The 16,410-nt window shown below is 44.3% G+C and carries 12 protein-coding genes; 3 read left to right on the top strand and 9 right to left on the bottom strand.

Features of this window, described 5'->3' with window-relative positions; translation table 11 throughout:
* Window positions 1-79 precede the first annotated feature (79 nt).
* The 5 genes from nqrE to CXF65_RS09310 are packed head-to-tail and all read right to left on the bottom strand — an operon-like array spanning window position 80 to window position 4,849.
* The gene (nqrE, locus tag CXF65_RS09330; RefSeq protein ID WP_101211839.1) at window positions 80-688 is read right to left on the bottom strand and encodes an NADH:ubiquinone reductase (Na(+)-transporting) subunit E; all 609 of its coding nucleotides are present in this window, start codon (window positions 686-688) and stop codon (window positions 80-82) included.
* Window positions 688-1,359, bottom strand: coding sequence for an NADH:ubiquinone reductase (Na(+)-transporting) subunit D (locus CXF65_RS09325; RefSeq protein ID WP_025652985.1), 672 nt, complete (start codon window positions 1,357-1,359; stop codon window positions 688-690). Before CXF65_RS09325 ends, nqrE begins: the two co-directional genes overlap by 1 nt.
* Window position 1,360: 1 nt before the next feature.
* Window positions 1,361-2,275 (bottom strand): Na(+)-translocating NADH-quinone reductase subunit C, encoded by a 915-nt coding sequence (locus CXF65_RS09320; RefSeq protein WP_025652984.1) that lies wholly within the window; start codon window positions 2,273-2,275, stop codon window positions 1,361-1,363.
* Entirely contained in the window at window positions 2,256-3,491 is a 1,236-nt protein-coding gene (locus tag CXF65_RS09315; RefSeq protein WP_025652983.1) for an NADH:ubiquinone reductase (Na(+)-transporting) subunit B, read from the bottom strand. Before CXF65_RS09315 ends, CXF65_RS09320 begins: the two co-directional genes overlap by 20 nt.
* 5 nt (window positions 3,492-3,496) lie before the next feature.
* A complete protein-coding gene (locus tag CXF65_RS09310; protein ID WP_101211838.1) occupies window positions 3,497-4,849 on the bottom strand; it encodes a Na(+)-translocating NADH-quinone reductase subunit A in 1,353 nt (450 codons plus the stop codon).
* A 970-nt stretch (window positions 4,850-5,819) separates the two neighbouring features.
* Between CXF65_RS09310 and hisA the strand changes: the two genes are divergently transcribed.
* The 3 genes from hisA (at window position 5,820) to CXF65_RS09295 (ending at window position 8,734) form a co-directional block, all read left to right on the top strand.
* Window positions 5,820-6,557 carry a 1-(5-phosphoribosyl)-5-[(5-phosphoribosylamino)methylideneamino]imidazole-4-carboxamide isomerase gene (hisA, locus tag CXF65_RS09305; protein ID WP_025652981.1) on the top strand — a complete coding sequence of 246 codons (738 nt, stop codon included), beginning with the start codon at window positions 5,820-5,822 and terminating at the stop codon, window positions 6,555-6,557.
* 134 nt (window positions 6,558-6,691) lie between these two features.
* On the top strand, window positions 6,692-8,347 hold the full coding sequence (locus tag CXF65_RS09300; RefSeq protein ID WP_101211837.1) for a mechanosensitive ion channel family protein: 1,656 nt from the start codon (window positions 6,692-6,694) through the stop codon (window positions 8,345-8,347).
* A gap of 84 nt (window positions 8,348-8,431) precedes the next feature.
* The gene (locus CXF65_RS09295; RefSeq protein ID WP_101211836.1) at window positions 8,432-8,734 is read left to right on the top strand and encodes a hypothetical protein; all 303 of its coding nucleotides are present in this window, start codon (window positions 8,432-8,434) and stop codon (window positions 8,732-8,734) included.
* 88 nt (window positions 8,735-8,822) lie between these two features.
* Here CXF65_RS09295 and rnr read toward each other — a convergent pair whose 3' ends face one another.
* The 4 genes from rnr to thrS all read right to left on the bottom strand — a co-directional run bounded on the left by rnr (window position 8,823) and on the right by thrS (window position 15,336).
* Complete coding sequence (gene rnr, locus CXF65_RS09290) at window positions 8,823-11,090, bottom strand: ribonuclease R (RefSeq protein ID WP_101211835.1); 2,268 nt, start codon at window positions 11,088-11,090, stop codon at window positions 8,823-8,825.
* Window positions 11,091-11,231: 141 nt separating this feature from the next.
* Window positions 11,232-12,476, bottom strand: a complete 1,245-nt coding sequence (locus CXF65_RS09285; RefSeq protein WP_025652976.1) for a toxic anion resistance protein — start codon at window positions 12,474-12,476, stop codon at window positions 11,232-11,234.
* Window positions 12,477-12,874: 398 nt separating this feature from the next.
* Window positions 12,875-13,378 carry a translation initiation factor IF-3 gene (gene infC, locus CXF65_RS09280; RefSeq protein ID WP_021813163.1) on the bottom strand — a complete coding sequence of 168 codons (504 nt, stop codon included), beginning with the start codon at window positions 13,376-13,378 and terminating at the stop codon, window positions 12,875-12,877.
* A 23-nt stretch (window positions 13,379-13,401) separates the two neighbouring features.
* Window positions 13,402-15,336, bottom strand: a complete 1,935-nt coding sequence (gene thrS, locus CXF65_RS09275; protein ID WP_025652974.1) for a threonine--tRNA ligase — start codon at window positions 15,334-15,336, stop codon at window positions 13,402-13,404.
* Between the last annotated feature and the right edge of the window lie 1,074 nt (window positions 15,337-16,410).

Genomic DNA, 16,410 nt, shown 5'->3' with positions numbered 1-16,410 from the left:
ATTGCGTGTTTCCTGAACCCCTACCGAATAAATGAATTAAATAGGTCAAATCGCTAAATAGGCTTTTAAGCTTAGCGGTCTAGATTGACATACCGCCGAAAGACATAAAGCCAAGTGACATCAGACCAACCGTGATAAAGGTAATACCGAGACCACGCAGTGGTGCTGGAATGTCTGAGTATTTCAGCTTTTCACGGATACCGGCCAATGCAGTGATCGCCAATGCCCAACCGAAGCCTGCGCCGACGCCGTACACCATCGATTCGCCAAAGTTGTAGTCACGCTCAACCATGAACAGCACGCCACCTAAGATGGCACAGTTGACAGTAATGAGCGGTAAGAATACCCCTAGCGCGTTATAGAGACTTGGGACAAACTTATCCAAGAACATCTCTAGAATCTGTACGGTCGCAGCAATCAGACCAATATAACTGAGCAAGCCCAAAAAGCTTAAGTCAATACCTGGAAAACCTGCCCATGCCAGCGCACCATTTTTTAGAATGAACTGAAATAGTAAGTTGTTTAGCGGCACGGTAATCGCCATCACGACGACGACTGCAACACCAAGACCAATCGCAGTGGACACTTTCTTCGATACTGCCAAAAAAGTACACATACCTAAGAAGTAGGCCAGCGCCATATTCTCAATAAAGACTGAGGTTATAAATAAACTAACATAATGTCCCATTAGTGACCGCCTCCATGTGCCATGCCTTTAGACTGCGGCTTCATTACAAATTCAGCATCTTCAACCTGTTCTGGTTTCCAAATACGAACGATGGCAATGAATAATCCAATGATAAAGAATGCTGACGGTGGCAACAGTAATAGACCGTTTGGAATATACCAACCGCCATCAGTAACAGGCTGTAGGATGGTAATACCAAACCACGTACCTGCACCTAATAGCTCGCGAATAGTCGCGACAAATAACAGCACCGCCGAGTAGCCAAGACCGTTACCGATACCGTCCAAAAAGCTGGGTACGGGTGGATTGCTCATGGCAAAGGCTTCGGCACGGCCCATAACGATACAGTTGGTGATAATCAAGCCAACGAAGACCGATAGACCTTTACTGACATCATAAGCGACGGCTTTTAGCACTTGATCGACCAAAATAACCAGTGAGGCAATGATGGTCATCTGTACAATAATACGAATACTTGACGGAATTTGCTTACGAATAATAGAGATAAAGAAGCTCGAAAACGCCGTTACCAGAGTCAACGCCACACACATCACCAACGCATTGGACATGCTGGTCGTCACCGCCAGTGCCGAACAGATACCTAATATCTGTAGGGCAATGGGGTTATTATCAAAGATAGGCGAGGTTAAAATACTTTTAGTGTCAGCCATGTTATGCCTCCTTGCCGTTTGCTACTGGTAGGGTCGCTGCCAGTTCGGTTGTCGGTTGAGCGCTCTTATTGTCCGGTGGTGTCGACTGGCTCGCTTGGGCATCAACACTGTCAAGCGTTTGACCGTTCTGTTCGCGTAGCAAATCTAGGTAAGGCTTATAACCTTGCTCACCCAACCAAAACTGAATCATGTTGCTCACACCGCGACTGGTTAGCGTTGCACCGCTGATACCGTCAACCCAGTTGTCTTTTGGATTACCCGCTTTGGTCACACCCGTTGCCACGTCACCGTTTTCGTCATACGAGTGGATACCGCTCCACATCGCGCGCCATTTTGGCTCTTCGATGCGAGCGCCAAGGCCTGGGGTTTCTTTATGCTCATAAAAACTAATACCTTTGATGGTATTCATGTCGCTCTCAAGCGTTAAGAAACCATAAATCGTACCCCATAGGCCATAGCCTTGAATCGGTAGTACCACCATCTCAGGCTTACCTGCGTCATCTTCTTTGACGTAGACTTTGGCGTATTTAGGCTTGCGACCAATACTGGCTGGATCGTTATCCCCTAAGTCATCGCTCAGTGCTTTGTTCTTGGTCGCTTGGCTAGCGTCATAATCATTACGATCAGGGATGCCCGCGGCTTTTAGCGCGTCATCCTCTACATAATTGCCTTTATTCAAGTCAATGATTTTTACTTCAAAATCTTTGAAGCGCTCAGTAACGTCGTCAGCGGTATCAGATTCAGCATCGTACATACCGGCGGCGACTAAGATGTTTTTGTTGCGGTCTAAGCGTGCGTTTTCGACTTGTGCTGGCTTTAGACCAACAGCAGCTGCTGAGACCAATACGGAACACACCAAGCATAGCGTCAATGCCACACTGATGGTTTTCGCATTATTACTTTTGGGCTTGGACATAGCGAACCCTCCGTGCTGTTTGGCGTTTGATGTTTGCTTGGGTCACAAAGTAATCAAACAATGGAGCAAATAAGTTGGCAAATAGAATGGCCAGCATGATGCCTTCTGGGAAGGCTGGGTTGACGACGCGAATCAATACGGTCATAAAGCCAATCAAGATACCATAAGCCCAGCGGCCTTTATTGGTATGCGCAGCAGAGACTGGATCGGTCGCCATAAAGACAGCACCGAATGCAAAACCACCAATTACTAAATGCCAGTAAAACGGTAGGCTCATCATCAAGTTGTCTTTAGAGCCAATCATATTAAAGACAAGGGAGGTGGCAATCAGACCAACCACACAACCTGCCATGATGCGCCATGAGGCAATACGCGTCCATAACAGAACTGCTGCACCCATTAAGATTGCTAAGGTCGATACTTCACCGATACTGCCTTGCATGTTGCCTAAGAACGCATCACCCCACGTGATGGCATTACCGTAGACATCGACGAAATCCTGAGGTACTACGCCAAGTGCCGCTAGGCCAAGTGGTGTCGCTCCTGAAAAGCCGTCAACTGCTGTCCATACTGAGTCGCCTGACATATAAGCAGGATACGCAAAGTATAGGAACGCACGACCCGATAGGGCAGGGTTAAGGAAGTTCTTACCGGTACCGCCGAAGACTTCTTTGGCCACGACCACACCAAAGATGATACCTAAGGCTACTTGCCATAATGGAATATCTGGTGGTAGACATAGTGCGAATAATACAGAGGTCACAAAGAAACCTTCGTTGACTTCGTGTCCGCGCACCACGGCAAAGATAATTTCACAGAAAATACCGACGGCAAAGGTAACGATATAGATCGGTAAGAACTGCATCGCCCCGTAGACAAAACTCGCCCAAATACTGTCTGGGTTATAGCCTGCCATACTGGTGATGATGGTACGCCAGCCTTCAGGCTGCAAGCCAAGTTGAGTAATAGCTGTCAATGCTTGATGACCGATATTGTACATACCCCAAAACATTGCTGGGAAGGTACATAGCCAGACGGTAATCATAATGCGTTTTAGATCAATCCCGTCACGCACATGTGATGAGGCGTATGTCGTTGAGTCTGGTTGACGCAAAAACGTATCAAACATCTCAAAGATGGCATAGTATTTTTCGTGTTTGCCACCTTTGGTGAAAGACGGCTCCATACGATCGAACATATTGTGTAAAAATTTCATCGTGGTTAGCCCTCCAGTTCAATGCGCGTTAAGTTATCACGCAAAATATCACCGAATTCATATTTGCCAGGAGATACGAAGGTGCATAATGCTAAATCTTCTTCGTCCAATTCAAGTGCGCCCAAGTCTACTGCCGTGATGATGTCTTCGACAATCAACGCGCGTAATAGCTGCGTTGGCAGATAGTCTTGTGGCATGACCTCTTCATAAACCCCGATAGGTACCATCGCGCGCGGTGAGCCGTTACTGGTGGTGGTAAAGTTGTATTTTTTGCCACCGAAGAACTGCGAGATGTAGATAGGCAGTTTTGAGAAACGGTTTGCACCTGGTGTAAAGAAATGGAACGCTGGGCGTTCATGACCTTCAGTTAACACGCTGATTTGATCATGGAAGCGACCAACATAGGCAATATTCGAAAATGACTGGCGACCCGATAGCACTGAACCTGAAATAATACGGTTCTCGCCATCGATCAGTTGACCTTTAGTCAAGGCAGTAATATCTGCACCGCGTTCGGTAGCGATTAGGTGTGGGTTTTTGACCGCAGGGCCTGCTAGGCTTAGCAGGCGACGCGTATATAAGCGCCCAGTGGTAAATAGCTTCCCAATCGCAATCACGTCTTGGTAGCCGATCGTCCAGACGCTCACGCCACGCATGATTGGATGCAAGAAATGAATATGCGTGCCAGCCAGACCTGCTGGATGTTTGCCAGCAAAGCTATGATACGCAGTAACATTATTAGACGCAGTCTTCGCAACTGGCGTCAGCTGGGCATCACCATGATGGCAGACAAAGGTCTTAGGGCTGAGCGTCGATAGTACCGCAAGTCCGTCGTTGAACGCTTGCAGTTGCTCATTGATCAGCAGCATCGGGTCAAACGCTAATGGATTGGTATCCATCGCGGTGACAAAAATGGCGTGCGGACGGGCACCGATTTCAGGAGAACGGCTATAGGGACGCGTACGGAACGCGGTCCATTCACCAGAGGCAAGCAGTTGGGTTTCAACGACTTCAGAATCTAGGTCAGCAAGTTGCTGGGAGTCGTAGCGCTGAAATTCTACTTCTTCACCGTTTGGGTCGACCGCAATCACAAGACTTTCGAACACACGACGCTCACCGCGATTAACGGCGATGACCTTACCAGCAGCAGGGGCAGTGTAGATAACGCCGACACGTTTTTTGTCTTCAAAAACGGGCTGACCTTTAGCTACGATGTCGCCTTCTTTGACATTCATCGTGGGCTTCATGCCCACATAATCATAGCCAATGAGTGCCACATGGGCAGGTCTGTGCTCAGATATCTCGCGGGAGGGTTCACCAGTGATGGGCAAATCCAAACCTTTTTTGATGGTAATCATAAGCGAAAACTTAGTCCATAGTCTAAAACGATACCAGACGTCCTGTTTGGTATATCGGTAGCATGAACGTCACGTTTTTCATCAAAGCCCTTAATCAGCCACATCCTAAAATAGGGCGGAGACAAAGCACTTAAATGTAACGCTGGATCATAACTACTAGTAAGAGTATTAACGCTGACCTTAGACTCCTTAACAACACGTTAATGTCTTATTCGAATTACCAAAGTGGCGACTGGCTACCAAGGTGCATGGCAAAATCATCCAATCAAAGTCTATTGTCAAAGCTGGTTGCTAAAAGCAATTGCTATAAAAAAGACAGTTTTGCCATGCGATTTATTAAAATCTTAAAATTTGTAACTCAGAGTGATTGGCTCAGGGACAAGAGTGAATCAAATAAATAACTGATGAAGGCAACATACCATTCAAGCAAAAAATTCATTTAGAGTGTAATGGCGCAGGTTGACCTATCGCAGGTGACCTATTTTGAGTTCTAATATCATCCGTTCAACAACGTATCAGCCAATGATCTAAAAACATATATGGCTGTTGTTCGATTCATCCTGACCGCCATGCAACATCAACTCATTTATGAGTGAATAAAAATGTGTAGCGCATGGTTGCTATCACTTAGAAACAAATACAAATTTACCTAGGATTATACGCTAAATTGACCTAAAATTGCCAGTCAGTAATTGAATTTACCTAATGTTGCCAGTGTCTCAGAGTGCTCAAACTTATGGTTATGATTGGCAGATTTTTTCATTTGCTCACACTATTCATTTGCTCACACTATTCATTTGTTCATAATATAAGGACAGAGGTTTTCAAATGAGATTTTCAAATACCGTTAGGATTCAATTTTAGACGACTCTCTGTTAGCTCACTGAGTGGGGCTTTTTATCACTGTTTAACTTTTTATTGTTTAACTTTGCTGTTTATTTTTAATATTACGTTTTATAAGGAATGCTATATGTGTGCTGTCCCTGTCATTATCCCGGCTATTGATCTAAAAGATGGTAAATGTGTGCGCTTAAAACAAGGCCGTATGGAAGATGATACGGTGTTCTCGGACGATCCCGTTGCCGTAGCAGCGCGCTGGGTAAACGAGGGTGCGCGCCGATTGCATTTGGTCGATTTGAATGGTGCCTTTGATGGGGTGCCAGTACACAAGCAAGTCGTCAACGACATCGCCAAAGCTTTTCCGCAGTTGCCTATTCAGTTGGGCGGCGGTGTGCGTAATATGAACACCATCGAGCAGTATATCACTGCCGGACTAACCTATATTATTATTGGCACTAAGGCCGTTGAAGATCCTAATTTTGTGGCTGAAGCCTGCCGCGAATTTGCCGGACATATTATCGTTGGTATCGATGCCAAAGACGGCATGGTGGCGACTCATGGCTGGGCGAATGTGACGGATACCAAAGCCACTGAGCTTGCCAAACGCTTTGCTGATGTGGGCGTATCGTCAATCGTTTATACTGATATTGCCCGCGATGGCATGATGCAAGGCGTTAACGCCCCGCAAACGGTTAATTTAGCACGTGAAGGTGGCCTGCCAGTGATTGCTTCGGGCGGCGTGACCAATATGCAAGATATCGAATTGCTTAAGCCTTATGGTGATTGTATTGAAGGCATTATTACTGGCCGCGCTATCTATGAAGGCACATTGGACTTAGCGGAAGCGCAACGTTATTTAGACAGCTAATGGATTTAAACGGTCAATAATGGGCTATCTTAATTACTGTTTTTAGCCCATTTAGTTGTTCACGTTCAGATTGAGGACACTTGCTAGTTTGAAATCACAATATCACCCAAAAAAATACTGAGCAAAGGATGCTTATGGCCGCCTATTTTGACCGCCCGATGACACGCAAGTTTTTAACAGTGTGGGGCCAGCTGCTATTGCTACTAAGCCTCGTTTTTACTTTGCCCGCTTATGCTGTTGGTGAAGACATAGCTGGTGTCACGACGGCCTTGGGTATAGAGAGTACGCCAGAAGAAGTGTCTAATGAAGATGCTGCAACTTCTACAGAAGGCGAGACCTCTGTAGAAGCTGAATCGCAAAACCTCCCCCCTGCTGCCGACCCACCGGTGATTAGTGGTGAGAGCACCAACAATGCTCAAATCGAAACCACCCCCACACCCTTAAAAGACAATGACATTCGTCAACGTATCAACGGTATTTTTTCTGAAATAGAAGGGTTGCAAGCGGTCAGTGTCAGTGTTACTCAAGGCGTTGTGACTTTAGCAGGAGAAACTCCCAACGAAAAAAAGGCGCAACAAGCCATTAATTTGACCAATCGTTTGACGGATGTGGTCACCGTTGAGGATAATATCAATCGAACGCTGGATGTTCAGGATAACGTCACGACGGTTTATCAAGGGCTCAAAGCGCAAGTTAAAAACCTAGTCAAAGCGGTGCCTTTACTCTTGGTCGGCATTGTTATCTTTGGATTGGTTACATGGTTTGGTAGCTGGTTGTCCAATCGAAAAAATATGTGGCAACGGCTCACGCCCAATCCTTTCGTCGCTGAACTGCTGGCACAAACTGTCAAAGTAATCTTTATTATTTTTGGTTTGATCTTGGCATTGAGCTTGATAGGGGCAGAAACGATCCTAAGGACGCTACTTGGCGGTGCGGGTGTTATCGGTATCGCGGTTGGTTTTGCGGTCAAGGATACTATTGAGAACTATATTGCCTCGTTGATGCTGAGTATTCGTCAGCCGTTTCGCGCTCGTGATCAGATTGTCATTAACGGGCAAGAGGGTATTGTGGTGCGTTTGACATCACGTGCGACGATTCTGATGACGTTGGATGGCAATCAGCTACGTATACCAAATGCAGAAGTCTTTAAAGGTACGATTCTAAATTACACCAAAAACCCTGAACGACGTTTTACCTTTGAGCTGGGCGTGGATGCCAATGATGATCCGCTTGCTGCCATCAAAGTAGGTATCGATGCGATATGTCAGTTAGATTTTGTTTTAGATGAACCCAAAGCGATTGCGGTCATTAATAATGTTGGCGATTCCAATATCATTCTTGAGTTTCAGGTTTGGGTGGATCAATCAGAAACGGATTTTGCCAAAGCACGCAGTATCGCCATACGTGAAACCAAACACGCCCTAGAGGATGAAGGCTTTAGTCTTCCTGAGCCTATCTATCGTTTACGCTTCAATAATGAGTTAGAAAAAGCCTTGGAGCATCTACAAGGTAATAATCGCGCTGGCCAAGCTCATGGGGCTAATGCTGATATGACGGTTACGCCGACCACACCGGAATCTATAGCTATCAATAAAGCTGATGATAGCAGTGCTGATGACAAAGACAAAAAACAAGCCAAAGCCCGTGCTAAATACATCTTACAGGGACGTAACGCTGAAGAGGTGCTAAATGCTCGTCCTGATCAGAAGTTAATGGAAAAGGTCGAACAAGAAATTGCCGAAAACTCAGATGAGACGGATTTATTGAGTAATAATAGTCCGCAAGAGTAAATGTCCAAAAAAACCTCACAACTAGGCATAAAAAATGCATGAAAACGTATAAGACAATATTATTAAAATATACGAGACATTTTTATGCAAATGAAGCATCTGATTATATTCGCCCTAGCTGGTATTGTTATCTTAATTGGTTTCAACATGTTTAATAGCAGTCGCCACGAGAGTCGGATAGCGTCGACGACCAGTAGCAGCGCCACGGCAGCAGCGCCAGATACTGCTATTAGCTCTGAAGGTAATACCGTGAGCACCAACACCGATATCGCAAGCCAGCCTCTTGGTAAGCAGCCTAAAGCCATTCTCGATAATGCCACTGCCCAAATAGAGCAAGCCGAGCAGGTCAATCAAGAGCGCGTAGAGCAGATGAGTAATGCGCAGTAGTTAAGCAGTTATCACGTATTCATCGCGCACAAAAAAAGGCTAAAGATAAACTTTAGCCTTTTTTATTACGATTGGTTTTTACTCAACGTTAGCTTTTTTTGCTAGTGCCTTTATTGTTTCGGCTACTGTTTTTTCTAGCAGGGCTTTTCTTTGGTTGATCTTTTTTCGTTTGATTCATCTCGCTAGATTGCAGCTTCGCTTTAAGATCAAAGTCTATTTGTAGCAGATCCATATTGACGCCGGCCACTTTTACTTTGACCAAATCACCCAAGCCAAATAGCGTACCTTTATCTTTACCAATGAGTTGCTGTTGCTGCTCATCATAGACAAAGAAATCGTCACCAACATTGGAGATATGTACTAAGCCATCGATATATAAGTCAGTTAAGGTGACGAATAGACCGAAGCTAGTAACCGTCGTTACCACACCGTCGAACTCTTCACCGACGTGATCTTTCATATAATGACATTTGAGCCAAGATTCTACGTAGCGTGATGCTTTCTCAGCGCGGCGCTCAGTATCTGACGTCTGCGTGCCAGCACCCTCTAAAGAGAAGTCCATCACTGGTTGCTTAGTGTTAGTGACTTTTGCTTTAATCGCGCGATGCAGCATGAGGTCAGGATAACGGCGAATCGGCGAGGTAAAGTGGCTATACTCGTCATAAGCTAAGCCAAAGTGACCAATATTGTCAGGCGAATAATTCGCTTGCATCATTGAGCGCAGTAGCATGCTGTGGATACTGATCGCATCGGGACGGTCTTTGGTGGCTTCGATAATCCGCTGATAATCCGCTTGCGTTGGGTTTTCTTCTGGGAAGCTTAAGCCAAAGTTTTTCGCGTATTCATGGACACGCATCGACTTTTCACCATCAGGTTTGTCATGGTTACGATACAACACTGGCAGCTCGTTTTTTAACGCAAAATTAGCGGCACAGGTATTGGCGAGCAGCATACACTCTTCAATAAGCTTATGCGCGTCACCACGAGTACGCGGCAAGATGGCTGCAATACCCCCTTTTTCGTTAAACTTAATATAAGTCTCAACCGTTTCAAACTCCATTGCATGACGCTCTTCACGCTTTTGCAGCAGCAGCTCATACAATTGATGTAGAGTATCGACCGATTTTTTGACCGCTTTATTACCGGTTAATGACTTAGGAATACTCGGGTCTTGTGGATCCTCAAGATAGCTATTCACTTGATTATAAGTCAAGCGTGCCTGTGAATGAATCACCCCAGGATAGAAGTCATAGCCGGTGACCTTGCCTGCGCGAGATATCTTTATATCCGCAACCATACACAGACGATCAAGATCAGGGTTCAATGAACACAGACCGTTAGACAGTACTTCAGGCAGCATCGGAATCACACGATGCGGGAAATATACCGATGTACCACGCTCATAAGCATCTTGGTCAAGCGGCGAATTTGGCGTGACATAATGACTCACATCAGCAATCGCTACCAAGACGCGGTAGTTACCACCTGAGCGTTTTTCGGCAAATACGGCATCATCAAAGTCACGCGCATCTTCACCATCAATGGTAATAAGGGGTAAATCACGCAAGTCCGTACGACCTTTTAAGTCTTTCTCAGTCGGCTCTTGATAATCATTGGCTTGTTTAAGCGCCGCTTCACTAAAATCAGACGGAATGTCATAGTTGAGCAGGGTGGTCTCGATGATTAATTCACGATCGTTATCATCAGACAGCACTTCAGTGATTTTACCCGTAGCAAACTCATGCTGATTTGGCCAGTCGATAATATCTACTTTCACTGGAGCGCCTTGCTTAGCTTCGAAAGCCTGCACATTCTCTTCAGTGACCGTAATCGGCTGATGGTTGTTAGGACTGCCAAGCTCGACACAGTAGCCGTCTTCGTCACGCGCCAATGTACCGATGAAATTATTCTGGCGACGCTCAACGACATCGACGATACGCCCTTCGGTACGACCGCGGTTGTCTGTTGAGGTACCAACTGCTTCGACGGTATCGCCATTAAAGACCCAGCGCATTTGTTTTTCATGCAAGAATAGGTCAGGCATATCACTTAGCAATACAAAGCCAAAGCCTTTTGGGTGGGCTGACACAGTACCAGTAACCACATCGTGCTGGGTCACCGTACGATAGCGATAAGGACGTCCATCACGATTTACTTGTCCATCACGTGCCATCGCTTTGAGGCGATTACCTAAAGCATCAAATTGGTCAGGATCATCAATATTAAAGGCTTTTGCCAATTGTTGATGGGTGACTTCGCCATGCTCATTAATCGTGCTGAGTATCAGCTCGCGACTAGGGATGGGATTGTCATATTTTTTTGCCTCACTTGAGGCGTTTGGATCGTTCCAACTCATAAATTACCGTATCTATTTTTAAAATTATTAATAAGGACTATCTTAACACGAACGACGTTGCAATATCTTGCGTCAATTGTCTTATATGTATTCGATAGCGGGTGGCTGTCACCGTCAATCAGCGACAGCACTCGAGGTATCTCAAATATCGATATCAACCGTATTCGATTGGTTTGTAATCTTTTTACTGTTTAATTCTTTAGATACTTCTAGCACTGTTGTTTGATTAGACTTGTCGAGATACTTCTGGGCTTTATCCACTTCAGTGGTCAAAGTATTGACCGTCTGCTTCATATTCTCTAGCGCTTCAATTTTATAATTACTAATCATATCCATCGTGTCATAGACATTATTAAAGGCATTTTGCAGTTTATCTAGCTCGATAGTGCTATTGGTCGCTTGCTCGTGAATTTCGCCTGATTGACGTTTGAGCATCGCTGACGTTGACTCAATCAAGCTACTAGTGGTTTTGTTTAAAGCAGTGATTTGGTCAAGGACAAGCTTTTGATTGGTCATTGCTTGTGCCACCACGACAGCCGTGCGCAGCGCCGATACCGTGGTTGTCGTTGCGCGATCCACACCCTTAATCAGCTCTAGGTTGTTTCTACGAATGGTATCAAGCGCCAGATAGCCTTGGACGTTAACGGCTAACTGGGTTAAAAAATCCGTATTCTTTTGGCGCACATAAAACAGCATTTCCTCTTTGATAACCCGAGCTTTTTCAGGGTCGGTCGCTTCTATAGCATATACTTTTTGCTCAAGTTGCTCGTCGATTTTTTTGCCCACATAGACGTATTGACGGATAGATTGCATCAACTCCCACATATTGACTTTTTCTTGCTCAATCATCGCATTGTCTTTGAGCAGCTCGTCTTTACCATTATAAAGACTGGTGACGACAGCATTGATATGCGACTGCGCTGACTCGTATTGGCGGAAGTAATCTTGTACTTTATTGCCAAAAGGTATGAGACCAAACAGCTTACGCGAACTGGTCAGCTCTTTTTTACTCGGGTCTAAATCTTCGACGATACCGCGCAGCTCAGTCAATGACTTGGCGATAGGGGAGTTGTCAAACAAGCTGTCATTCAGGCTTTTCGCAGGCAACTCTAACATACGGTTAGATATTTGCGCGGATTCACGAATTTCTTTGGTACCCAAATTATGAATAGATTGCACATTTTGCTGAAATTCAGCGCTGCGGACAGAGTTATTAAGCACGTGATCGACGAACGCATCGACCTTGGCATCAAGTTCTGGAATTTGGCTTTCATCCAACTTGACCATCTGATCGGCTTCACTTTTTTGTATTTCTTTGACCGGTTCAGGTGGCGTCAAAGAAATACTTGGCGTAGAGGCGTTTTCGGGTGGGGTCAATTCTTGCATGAAGTTTCCTATAATATCTGAGAGGGGCTGTGTCTTTTGCCAACGACGTTAATGGTCGTGGTACACAATGTTTTTATATGTTTAATAGTTTTTATTGGCATAGATTTTTTGTATAGAGATGATTGAATATAAAACTGTCCTTTAGACTACCTTGTAATCGAAAGACTGAGAAGACAGATTTTGTAAACCAAACTCAGTCTAATATAACTATGCGCTATTTGCACCGCTATTGTTTGCATGACTAAGCTGTTTTTTACATGATTGGATAGTAAAAAACCATCAATATCCCGCAGCATATTGATGGTTAAGATTATAACTATCTATCTCAACGAACTGTCTATATTAAATAGCAGTCAAATTGATTCACAGCCACCACTAACAGTCATCTAAAGAATAGATTACTTTTTCTTAGTTGGCCCAAGCAGCATACCCATTTGACGGCCTTCCATCTTGGGATACTGTTCGACGTTTGAGATATCAGCGGTATCTTCAATGATACGATCAAGTTGTTTGCGACCGATATCTTGGTGCGCCATTTCACGTCCACGGAAGCGGATGCTAATTTTAACTTTATCTTGATCTTCCAAGAAGCTGACGATTTTACGCAGTTTGACCTGATAATCGGCTTCTTCAGTGCTAGGACGTAGCTTCATCTCTTTGAGCTGAGTCTGCTTTTGGTTCTTTTTAGCTTCTTTTGCCTTTTGCTTTTGATCATAGAGGAAATGCTTATAATCCATGATTTTGCATACTGGCGGTTTGGCTTCAGGAACCAATTCGACCAAATCTAAATTGTCTTCGCGTGCCGCTTTCATCGCGGTGTCGATATCGACCACGCCCATTTGTTCGCCGTCTTCTTTAACCAGACGGACTTCTTTGGCACTGATATCTTCGTTGATGTTCAAACGGTTGGACTGTTTAATAGGTATTACTCCTCATCTGTTTTTGGGGTCTGTCGGCCTTTTTTACCAACAGCGGTCTGTACTAATGCTATAAATTCAGAAACACTCATCACGCCAAGGTTCTCACCTTCGCGAGTACGGACATTGACACTGCCCGTCTCGATTTCTTTGTCCCCTAATACTAGCATATAGGGAATACGTTCTAATGTTTTCTCTCGTATCTTAAATCCAATCTTTTCGTTACGCAAGTCGCTAATAGCACGCAAACCTGCATTTTTGAGCTCGCTCACCACGTTTTCGCAGGCATCGGCTTGTTTATCGGTAATATTCATCACAACGACTTGTTGCGGTGCGAGCCAAACTGGCATCCAACCAGCGTAGTTCTCAATTAAGATACCGATAAAGCGCTCAAATGAACCCAAGATGGCACGGTGCAACATAATAGGTACTTCGCGCTCATTTTGCTCGTTGACGAATTCCGCATCAAGACGTTCAGGCATATTTGGGTCAACCTGAATAGTACCGCACTGCCACACGCGCCCTAAACTGTCTTTTAGACTGAACTCAATTTTCGGACCATAAAACGCGCCTTCGCCGGGTAGATAATCCCAATCTAATCCTGAGCTATCAAGGGCATCAGCAAGCGCCTTTTCGGCAAAGTCCCAAGACTCATCGCTACCAACACGTTTTTCAGGACGGGTTGAGAGCTTCATAATAATCTTGTCAAAGCCAAAGTCTTCATAAACAGCAAGCGTCAGCTTAATAAAATCCGCCACTTCTTGTTGAATTTGCGCTTGGGTACAGAATATATGCGCATCATCTTGCGTAAAACCACGAACGCGCATCAAACCATGCAGTGAACCTGACGGCTCATTACGATGACACGAGCCAAATTCTGCCATACGGAGTGGCAAATCACGGTAAGACTTTAAACCTTGATTAAATACCTGTACGTGACACGGACAGTTCATCGGTTTTACCGCATAATCACGGTTTTCGCTTGAAGTGGTAAACATATTGGTTGCATAGTTACCCCAATGTCCTGAGCGTTCCCATAAACTGCGATCCACAATTTGCGGGGTTTTAATTTCTTCATAACCATTATCGTACTGTACTTTACGCATATATTGCTCAAGCACTTGATAAATTGTCCAACCATTGGCATGCCAAAACACCATACCCGGCGCTTGCTCTTGCATATGAAACAGGTTCAAAGCCTTACCAATCTTACGATGGTCACGCTTTTCCGCTTCTTCGATACGCTGGATATAGGCTTTTAAATCTTTTTTATCTGCCCACGCTGTCCCATAAATACGTTGTAGTTGTTCGTTCTTAGCATCACCGCGCCAATATGCGCCAGACATTTTAGTCAGCTTGAATACCTTTAAGAATCGCGTGTTCGGCACGTGGGGGCCACGGCACATATCGACATATTCTTGATGATGATAGAGGCCAAAAGCCTCTTCACCTGGCATATCATTAATGAGCTTGAGCTTATAATCTTCGCCGCGTTCTTCAAAGATTTTAATGACTTCATCGCGAGGTGTCATTTTTTTGATGACGTCATAATCTTGCTTAATCAACGCCATCATACGTTTTTCAATGGCTTCCATATGTTCAGGGGTGAACGGCGTCTCACTATAGATGTCATAATAAAAGCCATCTTCGATAACAGGACCAATCACCATCTTCACATCGGGATAAAGCTGTTTGACCGCGTGCCCTAATAAGTGAGCGGCCGAGTGACGAATGATATCGACACCATCAGCATCTTTTGGCGTAACGATTTCTACTTTAGCATCATGGGCGATAGGATCAGAGGCATCCACCAATTGACCATCTACACGTCCTGCAACCGTCGCTTTTGCTAGGCCAGCTCCAATGCTTTGCGCCACTTCCATGACGGTTGTATTGCCTTCGAAGTTCTTTACGCTACCATCGGGTAAAGTAATCGCTACCATAATCTATTCACCTTTTTGCGTCCGTTGGCAGTGATGATTGCAACAATCAATCATATAACCGTAAGACTGCGTCAATTATATCCAACCACTGTGATATGTTGTAAGAGATAGGCATTACTTAAAAGTGCAGACATATATATCATCACGATTTATAGCCATCTAATAATCTATAATCGCATAACCATAATAGAGAGCGAGCTGCCTTTTATAATAAGGTTAAGCAGAACTACTCTTAAGTAATGTTATAAAAGCGGCCATTATAGCAAAAACCGTCTATAAACACTAGATAGCAAGGGGTTAGGTAAGCTTCTATATATAGGTGCTATTGATGTAAATATCAAGAAGGATAAATATGTATAACTAAGGACATAGCGAAGCAGGTTATTAATAAGCACCATGGCAGTAATAAGACTTTCAACTACTTAATACATCTAGCTGTCTTATTATCTACAAGTTTTCGAGCTTCTTTATTAATCATACTTCTCTCTTGTTTCATCACACCCTATAAACGCGATTGTTTCTTATTTAAACAAATCATAATCAGTTACTGCTTGTCCTGCTGCCTAGGTAAGGAAAACGAATAATCTGGGTAAGATGAAAGGGTGTGCCGCGTGCAACAATTGGTAGGTTAGCAAAGTAAATAAAATAGTACTGTAAGACAGCTCAATATCACAACGTTGCTTACTGGTTAGCTATAAATAGTCTACTAAGGAATACAGTTAGGTTAATTTAGCTAAAATCAAAAACAGCCCTTGACCCTCTTTCAAATACGCGTATAATGCGTCCCAGTCGGAAGGGAAGGCGGATTAGGAGATGGGTTACCATTGAATGATCTAGCTGACCAAATAAATTACTTTTAAATAGAATAATTTATTTCTTGACACAGCATTAAAAGCGTCTATAATACGCACCTCAGCAAGCGAAGCTGGCAAATAAGTTAACAAGCTTATAACCCAGATAACCAGTTGAAACGAATTAGAACAAAGGGTTGACAGACTATTTCAATATGATATACTAGTCGGCTCGCTAGATAGCTTAACCCGCAAGGGATTAGAGCTAAATGGTGAAAGAGAT

It is taken from the genome of Psychrobacter sp. Sarcosine-3u-12, assembly GCF_002836005.1.
GTDB lineage: Bacteria > Pseudomonadota > Gammaproteobacteria > Pseudomonadales > Moraxellaceae > Psychrobacter > Psychrobacter okhotskensis.
Note: the sequence above shows the minus strand (reverse complement) of the source record. Positions and strands in the feature narration are given on the sequence as shown.

Excerpts from the sequence above, each read along its gene's own strand:
- CXF65_RS09300 (WP_101211837.1), top strand. The coding sequence starts at position 6,692 with ATGGCCGCCTATTTTGACCGCCCGATGACACGCAAGTTTTTAACAGTG.
- CXF65_RS09325 (WP_025652985.1), bottom strand. The coding sequence starts at position 1,359 with ATGGCTGACACTAAAAGTATTTTAACCTCGCCTATCTTTGATAATAAC.
- CXF65_RS09295 (WP_101211836.1), top strand. The coding sequence starts at position 8,432 with ATGCAAATGAAGCATCTGATTATATTCGCCCTAGCTGGTATTGTTATC.
- hisA (WP_025652981.1), top strand. The coding sequence starts at position 5,820 with ATGTGTGCTGTCCCTGTCATTATCCCGGCTATTGATCTAAAAGATGGT.
- CXF65_RS09285 (WP_025652976.1), bottom strand. The coding sequence starts at position 12,476 with ATGCAAGAATTGACCCCACCCGAAAACGCCTCTACGCCAAGTATTTCT.
- thrS (WP_025652974.1), bottom strand. The coding sequence starts at position 15,336 with ATGGTAGCGATTACTTTACCCGATGGTAGCGTAAAGAACTTCGAAGGC.
- nqrE (WP_101211839.1), bottom strand. The coding sequence starts at position 688 with ATGGGACATTATGTTAGTTTATTTATAACCTCAGTCTTTATTGAGAAT.
- rnr (WP_101211835.1), bottom strand. The coding sequence starts at position 11,090 with ATGAGTTGGAACGATCCAAACGCCTCAAGTGAGGCAAAAAAATATGAC.
- CXF65_RS09310 (WP_101211838.1), bottom strand. The coding sequence starts at position 4,849 with ATGATTACCATCAAAAAAGGTTTGGATTTGCCCATCACTGGTGAACCC.
- CXF65_RS09320 (WP_025652984.1), bottom strand. The coding sequence starts at position 2,275 with ATGTCCAAGCCCAAAAGTAATAATGCGAAAACCATCAGTGTGGCATTG.
- CXF65_RS09315 (WP_025652983.1), bottom strand. The coding sequence starts at position 3,491 with ATGAAATTTTTACACAATATGTTCGATCGTATGGAGCCGTCTTTCACC.